The sequence below is a fragment of the Megasphaera sp. SC8-1 genome, assembly GCF_024436295.1.
Classification (GTDB): domain Bacteria; phylum Bacillota; class Negativicutes; order Veillonellales; family Megasphaeraceae; genus Megasphaera; species Megasphaera elsdenii.
The window spans coordinates 1-19,904 of record NZ_JANFQH010000009.1 but is presented as its reverse complement, the minus strand read 5'-3'; the positions used below and the strand labels follow the sequence as shown (position 1 = coordinate 19,904).

The following is a 19,904-nucleotide window of genomic DNA, read 5'->3' as shown; positions in this document are numbered from 1 at the left end:
CAATGAACACATTAATTGCCGTAGCTATTGCGCCTTGTGGTACAGGCGATGAATTTGCCCCTTATGTTGCTGAAATCGTGCGGATCATCCGGGAATCGGGCTTGCCGAACCGGACCAATTCCATGTTCACTGAAATCGAAGGCGAATGGGACGACGTCATGGCTGTCGTTAAAAAAGCGACACAGTACCTGACCGACCAGGGCTTGCGGGCAGAAGTCGTCTTGAAAGCCGATATCCGGCCAGGATATACGAATATGATGAACAATAAGACCAAGGCCGTAGAAGATATATTGAAAAAATAACTTGACAATCTCGCTCCATCGTAGTATACTGACATAGTCAGTTGACGCATGGAGTGATACTCAAGAGGCTGAAGAGGACGGTTTGCTAAATCGTTAGAGGTCGTAAGGCCTGCGAGAGTTCGAATCTCTCTCACTCCGCCAGATTACTGGACAGAGAGCACCTAGGAAATTTTCCTAGGTGCTCTTTTTTGGCTACGCAGGGGCCTGTTTTTTTGGTACAATATTCGTGGAATCTTATTTTCACGAGGTGTCTGACATGGATATAAAGTATTATGATATTGGACTCAATTTATTTACCCGATCATTTCCTAAGCCGGAAAAAATCATTGCCGATGCGGCGGCAGATGGTATTTGTTGCATCTTGACCGGGTCGGAAGCCCGGGAGAACCGCTTAGTCGATCAGTTTGTCCGCAATCATACGGCTTTTGGCACGGCTGGTATCCATCCTCATGTGGCCGATGAAGCGACGGATGCAGATTTAGAAGAAATCCGGCGCATCGTCATGACGAATCCGAAAGTCGTCGCCGTCGGTGAAACAGGGCTCGATTACGATCGCATGTATTCTAAGAAAGAGAATCAGCTCCATTTTTTCAAGGCCCTCATTGCTATGGCCGAAGAATTGGACAAGCCTTTGTTCCTGCACGAAAGGGATGCAGCTGACGATTTCCTGGCTTGTTTTAAAGGGCATGAAGGAATTTGTCCGCAATCCGTCGTCCATTGTTATACTGGCGACAAGAAGACGCTGGCCAAAATGCTCGATTTGGGCTTTTATATTGGTATTACCGGCTGGATTTGCGATGAACGGCGAGCCGCTCCCTTGCGCGATGCCGTGTCTATCCTTCCTTTGGAACGGGTTCTCATCGAAACGGATGCGCCCTATTTGACGCCGCGGGGATTCCACTTGCCTCGGACGAATGTTCCTAACAACATTACTTATGTGGCCCGGACGTTGGCTGGATATATGGATGTATCTGTTGAAGAACTCATAGCCCATGCTAAGGAAAATACAGAAAAACTTTTCAAATTACCATAAAATTTCTTGACAAGTATAACGTTTGTTTTTATAATATATTTAAATTTAAAATTTATAAGTTTTAAATTATTTATGTTTAATTTAATATGTTTGGCAATGGCGCCTGGTCGTTTTCTACGGTCAGGCGTCTCTTTTTGCAAGGAGGGGAGTTTTATGAGTGAATTCAGACATATCCTTCAGCGCGGCAGCCTGGCAGCCATTTTGACTTGCAGTCCATTAGCCGCTTTGGCCGCAGATGCTGGAACGGGCCGGTATTCCTCGGTCGATACGATTTGGATTCTTCTCGGCGCTGCCCTGGTCTTCTTCATGCAGCCTGGTTTTGCCATGTTGGAAACGGGCTTGACGCGGGCTAAGAACGCTGGCAATATCGTCATGAAGAATTTCATGGACTTTGCGCTGGGGACTGTTTTCTTTTGGTTCCTCGGTTTTGGCCTTATGTTTGGTACCGATTTTCACGGTATCATCGGGATTCCAGATCCTTTTGTCCAGAACTTCCACGTCGCTGATGACGCCGGTTTCCCGGACATGGCTTTCCTCATTTTCCAGACTGTCTTCTGTGCGACATCGGCGACTATTGTTTCCGGCGCTATGGCAGAACGGACGAAGTTCTCTGTTTATTGTATTTATTCTGTCTTAATCAGTCTGCTCATTTATCCGATTTCCGGTCACTGGATCTGGGGCGGTGGCTGGCTCCAGGAATTAGGTTTTCATGATTTTGCCGGTTCCACTTGCGTTCACATGGTCGGCGGTGTCTGTGCTCTCGTCGGTGCCTGGATTTTGGGACCTCGTATTGGCAAATACAATAAAGATGGTAGTGTCAATGCTATTCCGGGTCACAGCCTGCCGTTGGCCTGCTTGGGCATGTTCATCCTCTGGTTCGGCTGGTTCGGGTTCAATGGCTGCTCAACCGTTTCCATGACCGGCGATGAAACGCTGGTATCGGCTTCGATGATTTTCGTTACGACCAACATGGCGGCTGCTGCTGGTGCTTGCACGGCTATGATTGTCACTTGGATCCACTATGGCAAACCGGATGTTTCCATGACCTTGAACGGCGGCTTGGCTGGTTTAGTCGCCATTACGGCTGGCTGCGATGCTGTCAGCGTTACCGGTGCCTTCATCATTGGCGTCATTTCCGGGGCTGTCATCATTTTCCTCATCGAATTCATCGACCAGAAATTGAAAATCGATGACCCTGTCGGTGCTGTTGCCGCTCACGGTGGCTGCGGTGCTTTAGGCACTATCCTGACGGGATTGTTCAGCGTCAAAGATGGCTTGCTCTATACGGGAGAAACCCACTTCTTCCTCATTCAGGTTCTCGGCGTCTGTGTCGTCGCCCTCTACGTCTTCGTCGCCATCAATATTGTCTTCCGCATCCTCAACGCCACCATGGGCTTGCGCGTTACGGCAGAAGAAGAAATCAACGGCTTGGACTTGGAAGAACACGGTATCGCTTCGGCTTATGCCGGCTTCATGATTACGCCCGATACGGTTACGCAGGCTATTGATGCAGGCAAGGCTCCGGCTGATGCTGTTGAAGTTCCTCTGGATAAACCGGAAGCGGCTCCGTCGGCCGTTACGGTTACGTCTATGCCGGCTGACGGCCATCATCTGTACAATGTCACGATCATTACCGATGAAAAACGCTTTGAACCGCTCAAAGCAGCTATGGAAGCTATCGGCATCACTGGCATGACTATTACCCGGGCCCTGGGTTTCGGCATTGAAAAAGGCCGTCCGGAAATGTATCGTGGCGCTAAAGTATCGGCTAAACTCCTTCCGAAAGTACGCGTCGAAATGGTCGTTTCCAAAATCTCGCCACGGAAGATCATCGATGTCGCCAAGAAAGTCCTGTACACCGGCAAATACGGCGACGGCAAAGTCTTCGTCTCGACCATTGACAATGCCGTCAAAATCCGTACCGGCGAAGAAGGCTACGAAGCCCTGCAGGATTATCCTATTAATAAGTAAGTATTCTATCGTAGTTCATCGCTCATCGCACGGGATTGATATTTTTAATTTCCTACGACAAATGATGAACGACCTACGACCAACATCAAAAGACGCTGTCTTCATGGGACAGCGCCTTTTTTTATGAGAAAATACTGAAATTTCCTATTTTTCAAGGGAATTTGGCCGATATTTTTATAATTCGAGGAGGAACTATGCGCAAAATCGTCAACTATCCCCACCTAACGCTTTCGGCGTTTGAGGTGGGAGCTTGTAAGTCGGAACTGCATAGGTACTAACGGCATCAAAAGATGTCTTCCTAAATCCGCCTACATCATCGGGTGGCTGACAACACCCGCTTTGCTAAGGAGTTTACTCCAAAGCAGTTGTTATTCTTTCGTAACGAGGATTGTTATCTCCGGAAATCCACATAGTTCCGAGGAGTTGGATATTCATAGCTCCGATACGGTCATCGTTAGATCTGTAACCACACTGGCAACGATATAAGTGTTTGTGATGGTCACGGTTTTCCTTGTGGATAGTACCGCATTTGGGACAACGTTGAGAGGTATACTTAGCAGATACCTTCAGAACTTCGGAACGATTTTCATGAGCCTTATAGGTCAGGAATTGCTCCAACTGATAGAACGCCCAGCTGCGCAGGTCGTAATTTTGTTTAGCAGTTTTTGAAAGATGGGACTCTTCGAAGCTAACACCGGTCAAATCTTCAAGCACAAACAGCGTATCTTTGCCGTATTTTTCAACGAGTGTCTTAGAAATCCGATGGTTTACATCAGACATCCAACGGTTCTCTCGTCCTGAAATGGCTTTGAGTCTACGCTTTGCTGATTTTGTACCTTTAGACTGGAGCTGGCGGCGGACTTCCTGAAATTTATGGCGTTTAGTAGCCATCTTCTTACCAGAGACGAATTCAGTTTTGCCCTGTTCGTCATAGCTAACGGTCAAAAAACGTAATCCACGGTCAATACCGACAACGTGACGGACGTTTTCTTTCTGAAAATCTTCGACAGCTTGGGTTACGGGAATGTGGAGATACCATAAACCTTTGAGTTCGACCAGTTTTGCTGTTCCAAGGTCATAAGCGCCATCAAGGTATTCAGCGAAATGTTCGCCCTCAAAAGTGCATTTGGTTCTTTTGCCGAGTGTATTGATAGATAGGATTTGACCATCATTAACGAAACTGTAATCTCGGTTACGGACCAAGTCTGCTTGTGGACGGCTGAAGAATACTGGCTTCCAGAGCCATTCCAAAGTTTTGGTAATGCGTTGCCAGTTGCCATTCCTATCCTTATATCTGTAGGGATTTTGGAAGAGCTGTTGTTTTACCGTTTTATATCTGGCAATCGTCGTCTTGATAGAAGACTGGGCCAGCTGCGATTTCAGACCGAACTGGCTGCGCAGGTCACTGTACAGCTCTCTGTTGAGACTTTGGTAGGTCATGTTAAATCGGTTGTTGAAGATGTACTGCGACACGAAGTTACAAGCCTGACGGTATTGTTCGGTCATCTGACGGAACAGAAACTCTTGTTCAGAAGTAGCATGTATACGAAGTTTTATCGTTTTAGTTAGGTTAGACATTTTTTCACCTGCCTTTCTAAAATCTATATTATTTCATTAAAATTATTATATCATAATTTTTTTGCTAAAAGTCTATTATTTATTATTGAAAGGAGGAAGCGGGCATTCCTCCCCAACCTAAGAGGTCAGGGTCTCCTGCCCGCGATATGATGAAAATTCTCTCCGGCGCCGTCGCCGCCGGCATCATCCTGGTCGTCGCCGGGGCGGTGTCGCTCATGGTACCGTCGACGTCGGCAGCCAAGCAGCGTCCCCAGCCGACTTTTGACAACAATGCCTGGATTGCTTATTGGGATTACGACAAAGGGCTGAAAGAAGCCAAGGATATTAGCAGCCAGCTCAATTCAGTCAGTTATTTCGGCGGCGCCCTCGATGGCCAGGGTCGAGTTATCGTCCTGGGGCCGGCCAAGGATTTCGCGGCAGAGAAACTGCCCCGCTATAAGGTGACGGTCAAGAAGTACCTGACTGTCGTCAACGATGTCTATGACAACCCGCAGGACCCGAAGGGGCAGACCAAGGTCAAAGATACGTCAATCCTGGAAACTATTCTGGCCACGCAGGCTTCGCGTCAGGACCATATTGACGATTTGTTCCGGACTATGAAAGCCTATGGCTATGACGGCCTGGAAATCGATTATGAACAGGTTTGGAAGAATCCTCTCGTGGCTTTCCGTTATGTGAAATTCATCCAGGAAATCGCCGCGGCAGCTGACGAACAACAGGTGCCTTTGCGCATCATTTTTGAACCGTCTGTCCCGGCCAACAAGCTCATTTTCCCGGAAGGGCCGGAATACGTTATCATGTGCTATAATCTCTATGGTACGCATACGAAAGACGCCGGTCCCAAGGCGGATCCGGACTTCATCAATACCGTCCTCGGACGGGTGGACCGTCTGCCGCGGCCGCACAGCATCGCCTTTGCTACTGGTGGCTGTATCTGGGAAAGCGGACAGAGCCCGCGTATGGTCACGGAAGGAGAAGCCCGGGAGCTGGCTAAATCCCTCCATGCCAAGGTTCAGCGCGAACCGTCCAGCCAGGCCTTGCGGTTTGAAGGGCGTCGGGCCGATGGCGCGGCCGTTACCGGCTGGTATGGCGACAGCGAGACGATCCGGGCCTGGAAACAGCAGGCTCTGGAACATGGTGTCGATGGCATTTCCCTGTGGCGCTTAGGGGAAAATGACCACATCAGGACATACTATGTTGGCTTGATGCCATAGTATATTTATGCTTTTGTATGCTGTTTGTTGACACAAATTTAGGTTGGGTATATAATACTTGATGTAAAAAGTAAACATTAAATTCGGCAAACCCGGGGAAACCCGGCGACGCAAAGCTATAGGGCCTCTACTGGCAGCCAGTTGCAATCTCTCTTTTTTGTGTGCAAAAAAGGAATCAGGTTTCTGATGACGGCCGCCGTACAGCCAGTATGGGGCCGTTTTTTTTGTGTGTATCAGACAAGGGGGATTCCATGTACTGTAATCAGAAAAAGATGGCGACGCTTATTGCGATTTTACAGGATGCCGTGTGTCAGGCTATGACCAATGATGACCCGGACGACATCCTCTTTTCCTTTGTTGCCCGCATTGGCTCATTTTTAGGCGCTGGAAAAGCGTTTCTCTTCGATGATACGCCTATCCACTTCTATTGCTGGACCCCGGACGGCATGACTTATGATACGGATCGTGTCATCCCGAACGAAGATCGGCAGAAGCTGCGGGGCTGGTTCAAGGACTTGGCCAGTCGGGGCCATCCGGTCTTCATTGCCAATACGGCGGACTGGCCGGACCTGGATTCTTCTATAAAGGAACATATGCATCGCGCTCACATTCACAATGTAGCGGCGATGGCTTTTTTCATGCCGGGCAACCGGATTGGCGCGATTGTCTTGGAAAATATTCATCCCGATGCAAGAGAACGGGCCGATGAATTACTCCGCCTGGCAGGCAGCTTCCTTTTGGTGCTGCTCAAAGGCCGCGACCATATCTATCAGATGCGGAACCACAGTTTCATCGATCAGATGACCGGCGTGTTTAACCGCAATGCCTTCGATGCCTATCAGCAGCACGTCAACTGCCAGGTCAGCATGGGCGTCCTCTTTGCCGATATCAATAACCTCAAGAAGACGAACGATGAAGAAGGTCATGCCAGCGGTGACCGGCTCATCTGTCATACGGCGTCGATTCTTCAGCAATATCGCCATGGCGGTGAGGTATTTCGCATCGGTGGCGATGAATTCGTCATCATCTGGCAGCATGTGGAAGAACGGAATTTCCATCAGGCCTGCTATCAGATCCGCAGACAAATCGCGTCCCAAAACTTGAACATTGCCCTGGGCTATCATTGGGTAGCCGAAGCCATCCAAGGCTTGCCTCCTGTCCTGCAAGCCGCCGATAAGCACATGTATGAAGAAAAACGACGTTACCATAGGCGGCAAGTTATCCGCCCGTAGGGGCCGACCCGGCCAGGGCGGCCCGCCACGAGCCACGGCTTTTTTCGCGGACTCAGATGCGGCGTTCCGCCGCGACAGACTCAAACTGACAACGACGCTTCGGGAAGCCCTCAGCGCGTAAAAAAACGCCCCGACCGGGGCCTGCGTAGGGGCCGACCCGGCTAGGGCGGCCCACCTGAAATGTGATGTACACGACATACATGACGGGTGATGCTTGAAAAAAAGCCCCATATACCAGAAGGGTCCTACACACGATTCACAGCGGGACGCCTTGATCAGGACGTCTCCTACGTATCGCATACAGGCGATGGAAATGAATGCCTGTCTTTTGCTGTATAGTTTGTCAAAAAGGGGCTGTTGCATGAAGGTTTCTACCATCATGAGAGGCCCCGTTTACTTTATAGTTTGTAGTTTGCAGAGAAAACCTTCAAATTTAAAGCCATCCGCTAACAACTAACTGCTAGCCACTAACAACTTTAAAGGGCTTGTCGTCGTGCGACAAGCCCTTTTATAAATGATGGACTGAATATGTCCAATTATAATAACAGCGATTCTCGTAAAGTATTATGCGAAAGAATACTTATATTGTATAATATAGTTGTAAAGATACTGAACAAATGGTATTCGTCATACCTTATTCATGGATAGAGGAGGTTTTATTATGAAAGATATTCGCATTGAAAAAGTCATCGGCCGGGAAATTCTTGATTCGCGCGGCAATCCTACGGTGCAGGCCGATGTGTTGTTATCCGACGGGACCTTGGGCCGAAGTGCCGCTCCCAGCGGCGCTTCGACGGGGCAGTTTGAAGCCTTGGAACTGCGTGACGGCGATGTCCAGCGCTTTGGCGGCAAAGGTGTCACCCAGGCCGTCAGCCATGTCAATACAGTTTTACAGGACGTCCTGAGAGGTCAGGATCCTTTTGATACGTATGGTGTCGACAGCTTGATGATCCACGCCGATGGCACGCCGGACAAATCCCGGCTCGGTGCCAATGCCATCTTAGCCGTATCGCTGGCCTGCGCCCGTGCGGCTGCTGCGTCCCTGGGGATTCCCCTCTACCGTTTCCTCGGCGGCGTCAATGGCAACTACCTGACTGTCCCCATGATGAATATCCTGAATGGCGGTGCCCATGCGGCCAATACCGTCGATGTCCAGGAATTCATGATCATGCCGGCAGGCGCTCCTTCTTTCCGGGAAGGTCTGCGCTGGTGCTCCGAAGTCTATCATGCGCTGGCAGGTCTCTTGAAGGCCAAAGGATTAGCTACTTCCGTCGGTGATGAAGGCGGTTTTGCTCCCAATTTGGCCAGCGATGAAGAAGCTATCCAGTACATCCTCCAGGCTATCGAAAAAGCCGGTTATGAACCGGGGAAAGATTTTGTCCTGGCCCTCGATGCCGCTGCCAGCGAATGGAAGGGACCGAAACAGGGCGTCTACGTCCTGCCCAAGAGCGGCCAGTCTTTCACGACGGACGAACTCATCGCCCACTGGCAGAAACTGTCCCAAGCTTATCCCATTTACTCCATCGAAGATGGCTTGGATGAAGAAGACTGGGATGGCTGGACAGCTTTGACTAAGGCTTTGGGACAGCGTGTACAGCTCGTCGGTGACGACTTATTCGTAACCAATACGAAACGCCTGGCCAAGGGGATTGCCCAAGGCTGCGGAAATGCCATCCTTATCAAACTCAATCAGATTGGCTCCGTATCGGAAACGTTGGAAGCTATCAAAATGGCCCATCGCGCCGGTTATCGGGCCATCGTTTCCCACCGTTCCGGCGAAACAGAAGACACATCCATCGCCGATCTGGCGGTCGCCCTGAATACGGCACAAATCAAGAGCGGCGCGCCGAACCGCAGCGAACGCGTAGCAAAATACAACCGCCTCTTGCAGATTGAAGATGAATTGCACGGCCAGGGTATCTATCCCGGTTTCCAGGCCTTCGGGATTAAGAGATAAGAAAAAAGGGGCTGTCGCATTAAGCGACTAGCCCCTTTTGTGGTTCGTTTGGCGTGGTTCGTTTGACGAAGTTTCCCATAAATTTTAAACCTTCACGGCAAACGAATCACGACCCACGGCAAACGACGTGAAAAAGGGATTGTGCATGATGGCAAAAACCTTCGTGCGACAATCCCTTTAATTCACTTTACTGCTCTTTACTGCTCATGCTGTGCTTGCTGCTGTAGGCGAAGTAGATGATGAGGCCCAGGACCATCCAGCCTAAGAAGAGGAGATGGGTCAGGGTGGAGAGGGCGTAAATCAGGTAGCCGCAGACGATGACGCCGACGACGGCGACGACAGGGAGACAGGGGCAGTGGAATTTGCGCGGTGCTTCCGGGTGTTTGCGGCGCATGTGCCAGAGACTGATGAAGTTCAGGAGGAAGACGGCGAGGACACCTGTATTCGACAGTTCGACGATGTGCATCAGCGGTACGAAGCCGGCGATGATGGCAATCGTTACGGAGCCGATGATCGTGACCAGGTATGGCGTATGGTATTTCGGATGGATCTTGCCGATGCTTGCCGGCAGGAGACCGTCGCGGGAGACGGCGAAGAAGATGCGCGCCTGACCGAAGAGATAGACGATGAGCGTCGTGATGATGCCGGCAATGGCGCCGACGGCGACGAGATTGGCCACGCCCGGCCAGTGGAGGATACGCAGGGCATGGGCGACCGGTTCCGGCGTATTCAGGTCCGTATAGTTGATGGCACCGGTCAGGGAGAGGGCCATGGCGACGTAGAGGCACATACAGATGAAGACAGAAAGAATGATGCCAATCGGCAGGTCGCGTTCCGGTTTCTTACATTCTTCAGCCGATGTGGCGACGGCGTCGAAGCCCATGTACGAGAAGAAGACAATGGCCGTACCGCTCAGGATACCCTGGACGCCGAAGGGTGCGAAGGGTTTGAAGTTGGCCATTTCCACATGAGGTGTGGCGATGCAGATGAAGGAGATGATGGCGGCCAGGGTGATGAAGACCAGGGCCGTATTCAGTTTAGCACTCTGTTCTGTCCCGCGGATCAGGACCAAGGCCAGCAGGAGGATGATGATGACTGCCGGAAGATTGATGATGCCTCCTTCAGCCGGGGTCTTTAAGAGAACTTCCGGGATGATATAGCCGTACGATTTGAGGATGCCCGCCAGGTAGCCGGAAAAGCCGACGGCAACGGCACTGCCTGTGACCGTGTAGCCGAGGAGCAGGGACCAGCCGGTGAGAAAGGCCATGCCTTCGCCAAGGGAGGCAAAAGTATAGGAATAGACACTGCCTGATGAAGGAATCATGGAGGCGAATTCACTGTAAGCGAGACCGACGAGGATACAGAGGAGACCTGCCAGGGCAAAAGAAATAGAAATAGCCGGACCGGCGTATTTGGCAGCTGCAATACCTGTCAAGACGAAAATGCCGGCACCGATGATGCCGCCAACGCCAAGAAATGTCAGGTCCATGACGCCTAAATCTTTGTTGAGGTTTGAATTTTCAGAATCGGCATGGAGCTGGGCAACGGATTTGGTGTGGAAAAACGACATATAATCACTTCCTTAATTTTAATAAAATTAACAAAAGAGTTTAATTTAATAAACTTTTCGTCAACTATAGTGTACTATGATGCATACATCATAGTCAATATAATTCATAAATATGGAATCATGTATACAGTATCCCACTTGAAATCCATTTTAAGAGACCTTATAATAATGATGATGAGAATTACTATTTTTATTTTAATGAAATAGAGAGGGGAGATATGACTTATGGGGTTTTTCAGCAATCTTTTCCATCATGATGATGTTTCGGGGACAAAAAAATACGTTTCTATTTCCGGTATGGTTTGTCAGAACTGTGTCAACCATGCGACGCAGGCATTGGAAGCTGTGCCAGGGGTCAAGAAAGCGAAAGTCAATCTGATGAGAGGTGAAGCCGAAGTCATCGTCGACGATTCCGTCAAAGACGAAGACCTTTTGAAAGCGGTCGTCAATGCGGGCTATGCCGCAACGGATATTTCGCTTCATCCGAAAAAATAATTAAAAAATAAAATAAACGATTGATAATAATGAAATATTGTAGTATAATCAGCACATAAATTAAATTTTATATTTCCGACAGGGCTGTCGCAAGAGGGATTTCTTTCTCTCTGCACAGCCTTGTTTTCGTATCAGACAAGGAGTGGTGTCATCGTGTCTTTTCAGATGTTTGTCCCTACGAAAGCGTTATTTGGTGCTGGTCAGCTCAACCATTTACATGAACAGGATCTTCCCGGCAAGAAAGCTTTGCTGGTCATTTCCAATGGGAAATCGACTAAGGTCAACGGCTACCTGGACCGGACGGAAAAAGAACTGCATACAGCCGGCGTCGAAACGGTCCTTTTTGACCAGGTCGAAGCCAATCCCTTAAAGTCGACGGTCATGCGCGGCGGTGCTATGGCTCGGGAACATCAGTGTGACTTCATCGTGGCCTTAGGCGGCGGCAGCTGTATCGATGCGGCCAAAGGGATTGCCGTCGTAGCGACCAATGACGGTGATTTGTGGGATTACATCACGCAGGGCACGGGCAAGGGCAAGCCCATTGCCATAAAACCTCTGCCTATCGTAGCCATTACGACGACGGCCGGGACTGGTTCGGAAACGGATGCTGGCGGCGTCATCACCAATGAAGATACGAATGAAAAGACACCTGTCAAAGGCCCGTCCCTGTTTCCGGTCCTGGCTATCATCGACCCGGAACTGATGGCGACGGTACCGCCGAAATTCACGGCTTATCAGGGGTTCGACGCCCTGTTCCACAACATCGAGGGCTATCTGGCCAATAAAGCCAATCTGATGAGTGAAATGGTCGCCTTGGAAGCCATCTCCCAGATCAGCGCCTATTTGCCGACGGCTGTCCAGAACGGCATCGACATGAAGGCCCGGGAGCGCGTCGCTTTCGGTAACTATCTCGGCGGTCTGGAAATGTGCCTCAGCTCCAATATGAGTGAGCACTCACTGGAACACGCCCTCAGCGCCTATCACCAGGCCCTGCCCCACGGTGCCGGCCTCATCATGATCAGCCTGGCTTATTTCTCGCACATGATCGACATCCACGTCTGTGACGACCGCTTCATTATCCTGGCCCGCCATATGGGCCGTCCTGATGCGGCAAAACCGGAAGACTTCCTCGATGCCCTGAAGGAATTACAGGAAAAATGCGGCGTCGCCAATCTCAAGATGTCCGATTACGGCATCAGTCCCGACGAATTCCATAAAATGGCCCATAATGCCAAGACGGCTATGGCGGGATTATTCATGGCCGACCGCATGCCTATGAGCGAAGACGACTGTGTCGCTATTTATCAGGCATCTTATCGCTAAAGTGTTGTAAATACAACAGCCATTTGGCCGAAACCGGGGTATACTATAGGCACAGTAAGGAATGATTTACTGGACTAAGTTTTCCGGATAGAAGGTCCGGTCAAAGGAGTGACTCATTATGAAATATAAAGTAAACGATACGTGCATTGCTTGTGGTCTGTGTGTTAATACGTGTCCAGAAGTATTCCGCATGAACGATGATACGGGTATGGCAGAAGCCTACGCTGAATCGACGGAAGCTAACAATGACGCTGCTCAGGAAGCCATGAACTCCTGCCCGGCTGGCGCTATCGAAGAAGCATAAGCCGTAATCAATCTAAATAAAACATAAAGTTACGGAATAAATATTGACAAGTACAGGCACATGCACTATGATATAGGTAAATTCATAGTACGTACGGCAAAGGCGCTGTTGAAGCAATTTCAACAGCGCCTTTTCTGTATGTACCGGCGTGGGGACGCCGGAGGGGTATGAATTTAATTGCAACAGAAACGTTGTAATTATTACTTGAATACTGTATACAAAATATTTAATGCATCAATGGGTTATTGGGGAGGATATTATGAGAACAGAACATGACTTTTTAGGTGAAATGAATGTACCGGATAATGTTTATTATGGCGTACAGACCATGCGAGCTATGGAAAACTTCCATATTACAGGGGAACATCTGGATCCGGACTTCATCCAGGCCATGGCCATTGTCAAAAAAGCAGCTGCTCTCGCCAACATGGAAACGGGACGGCTCGACAAGAAAATCGGCAATGCCCTGGTACAGGCAGCCAGTGAAATCATCGACGGTCAGTGGCTGGACCAGTTCCCTGTTGATCCGATCCAAGGGGGTGCCGGTACTTCGGTAAATATGAACATGAACGAAGTATTGTGCAACCGGGCTTTGGAAATCATGGGCAAAGAAAAAGGCCGTTACGACCTTATCTCGCCGAACAACCACGCCAACATGGCCCAGTCGACGAACGACGTCTTCCCGACGAGCATCAAAGTCTGCCTGAGCATGAAAGGCAAGAAATTGACGGCTGCGCTGAAAGAACTGGAAACAGAACTGGACGTCAAAGCCGACGAATTTAAAGACGTCATCAAGATGGGCCGTACCCACTTGCAGGATGCCGTTCCCATCACGCTTGGCCAGGAAATGGGCGCTTATGCTTCGGCTGTCGCCCGCGGCCGCAAACGTATTTCCCGGTCCCTCGAAGGCGTCCATGTCATCAACATGGGCGGCACGGCTGTCGGCACGGGCCTCAATGCCGAACCGGCCTATATCAAAGCCGTTGCTGCGAAACTTTCCATGCTGACCGGTGATATCTATGTCACAGCCCGCAACCTCATCGACATGACCAATAATACGGACATCTTTGCTGAAGTATCGGGCAACATGAAAGCTACGGCCCTCATGCTCATCAAGATGGCCAACGATTTCCGCCTCATGGCTTCCGGTCCACGCTGCGGCCTCAACGAATTGAAACTGCCGGCTCGTCAGCCTGGTTCTTCCATCATGCCGGGCAAAGTCAATCCGGTCATGGCAGAAGTCCTCGACCAGACGTGTTACCAGATCATCGGCAACGACATGGCTATCAGCCTGGGCGTCGAAAACGGCCAGTTCGAGCTGAATGTCATGGAACCGGTCATGGCTTTCAATCTCTTCCACTCCATGCAGTATTTGACCAATGCTGTCCATGCCTTTGTCAAATACCTGCTCAAAGGCGTCAAGGCCAATAAAGAAGCCTGCCAGTCCTGGGTCGACCACAGCGTCGGCATCGTCACGGCCCTCTTGCCGCACATCGGCTATGAACGGTCGTCTATGCTGGCCAAGGAAGCCTATGCCACAGGCCGTCCCATCCGGGAAATCATCCTCGAACACGGCTATCTGACAAAAGAACAGATAGACATCATCTTGTCGCCGCAGGAAATGACCCAACCGGGCATTGCCGGTAAGGAGGTCCTGGAAGAAACCTATCTGGCACAACAGAAAATCTCTGGCTAAATTCCCAAGCCATTTATCGCGGAAGCGGCCCTGTCTCCTCCTGACAGCAGGGCCGCTTCTTTTTTTGCCGGAAATCCATTATAATAGGTTCGATGTTTGATGTTTGATGTTTGATGTTTGGGAGGTATTTATGGATTGGCAGCGTGATTTTCAGGAACATATACAGCTTTTGCAGCAGGCAGAAGAGGTGGATTTGACGAATCCCTTCATTTGTCACGGCATCGTCCACCTCTTTCAGGAGGCCTTCGATCTGGGCCTGATGGCCTTTCGCGAAGCCTTGAAGCGGGACGGACAGGGCCTGGCCGCCATGGGGTCTGCCAAGGAGCTCATCGCCGCCGCATACGAGCAGTACCTCTTCGTCGATGAAGATATCTGGCTGGCCATGCTCCGTGACCGCCACGGCAGCCAGGACGCCATAGAAGCACAGGTAGGACGCATCTTGGGGCCATACCAGGACGCCCTGGCGGCGTTGTACGATTCAGATGCGGCTGCGCCGCGATAGACGCAGGCCACAAGTCACAAAAAAATACACGGCCAGCGGCCTTGTGCGTAGGGGCCGTCCCGGCGGGCGGCCCGCTATGGAATTATGGAAACTCTCTTGACAGAACAGTCGTCACATGTTAGAATAGCTAAAGTTAGGCGTTTACCAACGCCTGGCTTTTTTAAGTTACAGAAAAATTTCCTTGACTTAGAGGGGACTGTTGTGATACATTATAAAGGCAGTCTTACGTAACACTAGGCTTGTGACTATTTTTAAGAGAGGTGTAAGGAATGCGTACAGCTATCACTTTGGCATGCACAGAATGCAAACAGCGTAACTACCGGACGAACAAAAACAAGAAAAATAACCCGGATCGTTTGGAACTGAAAAAATACTGCCCGTTCTGCAAAAAAGAAACATTACACAAAGAAACGAAATAATTGATTGAATAAGATTGTGCTAATCTTATTTGGATGTGAGAGGTTATATGGCACTTTCAGCTAAAAAAGCAGCACAAAAGAATAAGAACAAGAAGAAGAACGCGGGCAAATCATTTTTATCTGGCGTAAAGGTAGAAATGAAAAAAGTCATCTGGCCGACGAAGAAGGAATTGATCAACTACACGGTTATGGTCATCGTCGCTACAATCGTCGTAATGGTAATCATTGGCGTAGCTGACGGCGTATTTTCACAGCTGTTCAAGTTACTCCAGCTTGTTGTCGGATAGGGGGCTTGCGCTTAAATGGAAGCAGATATGAAATGGTATGTCATCCATACGTATTCTGGTTATGAAAATAAAGTAATGCAGACGCTGGAACAGAAAGTCAAATCCATGGGTTTGGAAAACGTCATTAACCGTATCCTCATTCCAATGGAAGATGAAATTGACGTCAAGGACGGTAAGAAACGGACAGTCAAACGGAAAGTATTCCCTGGCTACGTTCTCATCGAAATGGAAGTCAATGACCGTTCCTGGTATGTCGTCCGCAATACGCCGGGTGTCACCGGGTTTGTTGGCTCGGCTACTAAACCGATTCCGCTGGAACCGAAAGAAGTCGAAAAGATTCTGAAGACCCAGGGAATTGAAAGCGAACCGAAAACGCATATCTCTGTCGAAGTTGGCGAAGAAGTGCGCATTACCGAAGGTCCTTTTGAAAATTGCATGGCCGTCGTAACGGAAATCAATGAAGAAAAAGGGACTGTCAAAGGCCTTGTCAATATGTTTGGCCGAGAAACTCCAGTAGAAGTCGACTATTCTCAAATCGAGAAGGGTCTGGAATAAATACTTCTAAATGCGGCGACTTGCCGCGAGTGGGAGAATCGCAAGATTCGTTTGACCACATCTTGTAATGTAAGGAGGTGTAACTCACCATGGCAAAAAAAGTAGCAAGAATGGTAAAACTCCAGTGTGAAGCTGGTAAAGCAACTCCGGCGCCTCCGATTGGCCCTGCATTAGGCCAGGCTGGTGTCAACATCATGGCTTTCGTCAAGGAATTTAACGAACGTACAGCTAAACAGGCTGGCTTCATCATCCCTGTCGAAATCACAGTCTATGAAGACCGTTCCTTCACTTTCATTACGAAAACACCGCCGGCTGCCGTTCTCTTGAAGAAAGCAGCAGGTTTGGACAAAGCTTCGGGCGAACCGAACAAGAAAAAAGTAGCTAAATTGGGCCGCGACAAAGTCCGCGAAATCGCAACGACTAAGATGCCGGACCTCAACGCTAACGACGTTGAAGCTGCTATGAAGATGATTGAAGGTACAGCTCGCAGCATGGGTATCGAAATCGTCGACTAATTCGATGGTTCTCTGCCCGTGGAAGGGGTAACCCGCTAAACCACATAAGGAGGAAGAAACATGGCAAAAGTAGGCAAGAAATATGCTGAAGCTGCAAAACTGTTCGATAAACAGAAACAGTATGATGTTGCAGAAGCAATCGACATCTTGAAAAAGATGGATACTGCTAAATTCGACGAAACTGTTGAATTGGCCGTAAACCTTAACGTAGATCCGAAATACGCCGACCAGCAGGTCCGCGGCGCCTTGGTACTGCCCCACGGCACTGGTAAATCCAAGACCGTCCTCGTATTTGCTCAGGGCGATAAAGAAAAAGAAGCTTTAGCTGCTGGCGCTGACTATGTCGGTGCTGATGATCTCGTAGAAAAGATCAAAGGTGGCTGGCTCGAATTCGACGTAGCAATCGCTACTCCGAACATGATGGGTAAAGTTGGTCGTCTCGGTAAAATCCTCGGTCCTAAAGGCCTCATGCCTAACCCGAAGGTTGGTACTGTCACGATGGACGTTACAAAAGCTGTTAGCGAAAGTAAAGCTGGTAAAGTTGAATACCGTACGGATAAAGCCGGCAACATTCATTCTTCTATCGGTAAAAAATCTTTCGAAGCAGATAAATTGATTGATAACCTGACTGCTTTGGTTGATACACTCATCAAAGTTAAACCGTCGGGTGCAAAAGGCCAGTACATTAAATCCATCACGGTTAGCTCCACGATGGGCCCTGGCATCCACATCAATCAGTACAGCATCAAAGGTGCTGCAAAGAAAGAAGAAAATTAATATCTCTCTTAGCTGTAGACTGAAGGTATGTATAATGGACGTATGTCCGCCATCTGAGGCTATGAAACTAGCAGATATCTGACTTTGACTAGTTCGGCCTCGTGGTTTCCATGAGGCCGTTTTTGATTGCTAAGACGATATAAATCCCAGTTCAAGGAGGTGTATCGAACTCATGTCCACATATGCAAATCATCCGGTTTCTCCGGCAAAAGCCGCTGTCGTTGAAGAAATGAAAGAAAAACTGCAGTCCGCTCAGGGCGCTGTTTTCGTTGGTTTCTCCGGCCTCACCGTAGCTGATGTCACGAAACTTCGCCGTAAGTTCCGCGAAGGCGGTGTTGAATACAAAGTCATCAAAAACACGTTGACCCGTATCGCCGCTGACGAACTCGGCTATAACGCATTAGATGCAATTCTCGAAGGCCCGACAGCTCTCGCATTTTCCGCAGAAGACGCTGTAGCTCCGGCTAAGATCCTCAAAGAATTCATCAAAGAAACAAAGACCGAAGCTTTGACTGTAAAAGCAGGCTTAGTTGATGGTCAGGTCATTGATGTTGCAGCTGTTGACGCTCTGGCAAGCTTGCCGAGCCGCGAAGAACTCCTCGCAAAATTGGTTGGCAGCATGCAGGCTCCTATCTCTGGCCTTGTCAACGTACTCCAGGGCAATATCCGCAACATGGTTTATGTGCTTGACGCTGTACGCGCTAAAAAAGCAGAACAGGAAACTGCTTAATTAGCTTACATAACTAAAAAATTAAACTCAAAAATTGATACTATGGAGGTATTTCAAAATGACTAAAGAAGAAATCATGGAAGCCATTGAAAATATGACTGTTCTCGAACTTTCCGAACTCGTAAAAGCTATGGAAGACAAATTCGGCGTTTCCGCTGCTGCTCCGGTTGCTGTTGCTGCTGCTCCGGCTGCTGGCGCTGCTGCTGCTGAAGAAAAATCCGAATTTGACGTCATTCTCCAGTCTGCTGGCGACAAAAAAATCGGCGTTATCAAAGTTGTCCGTGAAGTTACCGGCCTCGGCTTGAAAGACGCTAAAGCTCTCGTTGACGGCGCTCCGAAAGCTGTTAAAGAAGGCGTTGCTAAAGCTGACGCTGAAGCTCTCAAAGCTAAACTCGAAGAAGCTGGCGCTACTGTCGAACTCAAATAATTTCCTTTGTGAAATTACAAAAGCTGCTGCACAATCGTGCGGCAGCTTTTTTATAAATTTGAATTCAGATGCGACTGTGCCGCGTAAGCCTCCCCTAATAAGGGCGACTATCAAAATAATTCACGGCCGGTGTAGGGGACGCCGATAGTGTCAAGATTCTTTCGCAAATTCATTTCATCCGCCAGTAAATATCGTAATCAGATATATGGATTTTCCTCGTCATTTGGCTGCTCAATTTCCCTCTTGAATAGATGCTCCATGTTCATAATACGGATATTCCCCCGTTAAAGGACGCTGACGCCACTCCTCGATGTGCTTGTATGCCTTCTGGTTGAGATTGCTGATGATGCCAGAGGAGACCTTTATGCCCCAAAGCAATTCGGTGATATCTTCGACACGGCGCACGGATACGCCGGCCAGGTACATCTCAATAAGGGCTTCCTCGACAGAGCATTCACGGCGTTTATAGCGCTCGATGATGGCCGTTTCAAACTGGATGCCCTTGAGCTTCGGTACGCGTAATCTGACTTCGCCGGAAGTCGTGCCAAAATTCCGCTCGTAATGACCGGAACGGTAGCCCTTACGGTCTCCCGTTCGCTCATACTTGCCAGCGCGGACGAGTTCATCCGCCTCGTGGTCGAGCAGGGCGTTCAGTGTTTCCTCTACACTATTGCGTATAAGATCCTTTAAATTATTCTTTATAAGATCCTCATTAAGTTGTATAATATTACCAAACATGGTCTATTGCCTCCTTACGAATTTTGTGTGGTAACTTAATTGTACTAGCGGCAATAGACTATGTCTATTTTTTATGAAATTGAATTTGCGAAATATATTTTACCTTATTCCGATTAGGGACGCCCCTACGAACGGGCTGCGCCACGTGAATTGTTAAAAATCTCATATAGGTAATATCAAATAATTCACGGCCGAAGGTCTTGTGCTGTAGGGGACGCCGTGTGGGCGTCCCGCGCGAATTCTGTGCATAGCCTGATTTTTGAAATTTTTAGCATAGTT

20 protein-coding genes, 1 tRNA gene, 1 pseudogene and 1 riboswitch are annotated in these 19,904 nt (G+C 49.1%); of the genes and pseudogenes, 19 read left to right on the top strand and 3 right to left on the bottom strand.

Features of this window, described 5'->3' with window-relative positions:
* Positions 1-2: 2 nt before the first annotated feature.
* From NOS26_RS03505 to NOS26_RS03490, 4 genes are all read left to right on the top strand, one after another.
* The gene (locus tag NOS26_RS03505; protein ID WP_014015147.1) at positions 3-302 is read left to right on the top strand and encodes an MTH1187 family thiamine-binding protein; all 300 of its coding nucleotides are present in this window, start codon (positions 3-5) and stop codon (positions 300-302) included.
* 50 nt (positions 303-352) lie between these two features.
* A tRNA-Ser gene (locus NOS26_RS03500) sits at positions 353-443 on the top strand.
* 115 nt (positions 444-558) lie between these two features.
* Positions 559-1,335: a TatD family hydrolase gene (locus NOS26_RS03495; protein WP_074787585.1), complete on the top strand. Its 777-nt coding sequence runs from the start codon at positions 559-561 to the stop codon at positions 1,333-1,335.
* A gap of 153 nt (positions 1,336-1,488) precedes the next feature.
* Positions 1,489-3,306 (top strand): ammonium transporter, encoded by a 1,818-nt coding sequence (locus tag NOS26_RS03490; protein WP_074787587.1) that lies wholly within the window; start codon positions 1,489-1,491, stop codon positions 3,304-3,306.
* A gap of 351 nt (positions 3,307-3,657) precedes the next feature.
* Here the strand turns inward: NOS26_RS03490 and NOS26_RS03485 are convergent, their stop codons facing one another.
* Positions 3,658-4,884, bottom strand: a complete 1,227-nt coding sequence (locus tag NOS26_RS03485) for a transposase (protein ID WP_255917210.1) — start codon at positions 4,882-4,884, stop codon at positions 3,658-3,660.
* Between the two features lie 146 nt (positions 4,885-5,030).
* On the opposite strand from NOS26_RS03485, the gene NOS26_RS03480 reads away from it, so the two are divergent.
* The 3 genes from NOS26_RS03480 (at position 5,031) to eno (ending at position 9,287) form a co-directional block, all read left to right on the top strand.
* Positions 5,031-6,098, top strand: coding sequence for a glycosyl hydrolase family 18 protein (locus tag NOS26_RS03480; protein WP_074786963.1), 1,068 nt, complete (start codon positions 5,031-5,033; stop codon positions 6,096-6,098).
* A 75-nt stretch (positions 6,099-6,173) separates the two neighbouring features.
* Positions 6,174-6,247: riboswitch (cyclic di-GMP riboswitch) on the top strand.
* A gap of 102 nt (positions 6,248-6,349) precedes the next feature.
* A complete protein-coding gene (locus NOS26_RS03475) occupies positions 6,350-7,330 on the top strand; it encodes a GGDEF domain-containing protein (protein WP_074786965.1) in 981 nt (326 codons plus the stop codon).
* 661 nt (positions 7,331-7,991) lie between these two features.
* On the top strand, positions 7,992-9,287 hold the full coding sequence (gene eno, locus NOS26_RS03470; RefSeq protein WP_255917280.1) for a phosphopyruvate hydratase: 1,296 nt from the start codon (positions 7,992-7,994) through the stop codon (positions 9,285-9,287).
* Between the two features lie 187 nt (positions 9,288-9,474).
* On the opposite strand, the gene NOS26_RS03465 is transcribed toward eno, so the two are convergent.
* Positions 9,475-10,857 (bottom strand): amino acid permease, encoded by a 1,383-nt coding sequence (locus NOS26_RS03465; RefSeq protein ID WP_072983874.1) that lies wholly within the window; start codon positions 10,855-10,857, stop codon positions 9,475-9,477.
* A gap of 225 nt (positions 10,858-11,082) precedes the next feature.
* Between NOS26_RS03465 and NOS26_RS03460 the strand changes: the two genes are divergently transcribed.
* From NOS26_RS03460 to rplL, 12 genes are all read left to right on the top strand, one after another.
* Entirely contained in the window at positions 11,083-11,352 is a 270-nt protein-coding gene (locus tag NOS26_RS03460) for a heavy-metal-associated domain-containing protein (RefSeq protein WP_014015379.1), read from the top strand.
* A gap of 153 nt (positions 11,353-11,505) precedes the next feature.
* Positions 11,506-12,675, top strand: coding sequence for an iron-containing alcohol dehydrogenase (locus NOS26_RS03455; protein WP_027895176.1), 1,170 nt, complete (start codon positions 11,506-11,508; stop codon positions 12,673-12,675).
* 118 nt (positions 12,676-12,793) lie between these two features.
* On the top strand, positions 12,794-12,979 hold the full coding sequence (locus tag NOS26_RS03450; protein ID WP_014015377.1) for a ferredoxin: 186 nt from the start codon (positions 12,794-12,796) through the stop codon (positions 12,977-12,979).
* 259 nt (positions 12,980-13,238) lie between these two features.
* Positions 13,239-14,675, top strand: a complete 1,437-nt coding sequence (locus NOS26_RS03445; protein WP_036202752.1) for an aspartate ammonia-lyase — start codon at positions 13,239-13,241, stop codon at positions 14,673-14,675.
* A gap of 130 nt (positions 14,676-14,805) precedes the next feature.
* Positions 14,806-15,177: a nucleotidyltransferase substrate binding protein gene (locus tag NOS26_RS03440; protein WP_027895174.1), complete on the top strand. Its 372-nt coding sequence runs from the start codon at positions 14,806-14,808 to the stop codon at positions 15,175-15,177.
* A gap of 269 nt (positions 15,178-15,446) precedes the next feature.
* On the top strand, positions 15,447-15,596 hold the full coding sequence (gene rpmG / locus NOS26_RS03435) for a 50S ribosomal protein L33 (RefSeq protein ID WP_014015374.1): 150 nt from the start codon (positions 15,447-15,449) through the stop codon (positions 15,594-15,596).
* A gap of 47 nt (positions 15,597-15,643) precedes the next feature.
* The gene (gene secE / locus NOS26_RS03430; RefSeq protein WP_014015373.1) at positions 15,644-15,883 is read left to right on the top strand and encodes a preprotein translocase subunit SecE; all 240 of its coding nucleotides are present in this window, start codon (positions 15,644-15,646) and stop codon (positions 15,881-15,883) included.
* A 15-nt stretch (positions 15,884-15,898) separates the two neighbouring features.
* Positions 15,899-16,438 (top strand): transcription termination/antitermination protein NusG, encoded by a 540-nt coding sequence (gene nusG, locus NOS26_RS03425; RefSeq protein ID WP_014015372.1) that lies wholly within the window; start codon positions 15,899-15,901, stop codon positions 16,436-16,438.
* An 89-nt stretch (positions 16,439-16,527) separates the two neighbouring features.
* The gene (rplK, locus tag NOS26_RS03420) at positions 16,528-16,953 is read left to right on the top strand and encodes a 50S ribosomal protein L11 (protein ID WP_014015371.1); all 426 of its coding nucleotides are present in this window, start codon (positions 16,528-16,530) and stop codon (positions 16,951-16,953) included.
* Positions 16,954-17,013: 60 nt separating this feature from the next.
* Entirely contained in the window at positions 17,014-17,730 is a 717-nt protein-coding gene (rplA, locus tag NOS26_RS03415; protein ID WP_014015370.1) for a 50S ribosomal protein L1, read from the top strand.
* A 172-nt stretch (positions 17,731-17,902) separates the two neighbouring features.
* On the top strand, positions 17,903-18,460 hold the full coding sequence (gene rplJ / locus NOS26_RS03410) for a 50S ribosomal protein L10 (RefSeq protein WP_014015369.1): 558 nt from the start codon (positions 17,903-17,905) through the stop codon (positions 18,458-18,460).
* Positions 18,461-18,518: 58 nt separating this feature from the next.
* Positions 18,519-18,887 (top strand): 50S ribosomal protein L7/L12, encoded by a 369-nt coding sequence (rplL, locus tag NOS26_RS03405; protein WP_014015368.1) that lies wholly within the window; start codon positions 18,519-18,521, stop codon positions 18,885-18,887.
* 267 nt (positions 18,888-19,154) lie between these two features.
* On the opposite strand, the pseudogene NOS26_RS03400 reads toward rplL, so the two are convergent.
* Positions 19,155-19,625, bottom strand: a pseudogene (locus tag NOS26_RS03400) (transposase); the annotation flags it as partial.
* Positions 19,626-19,904: the final 279 nt, after the last annotated feature.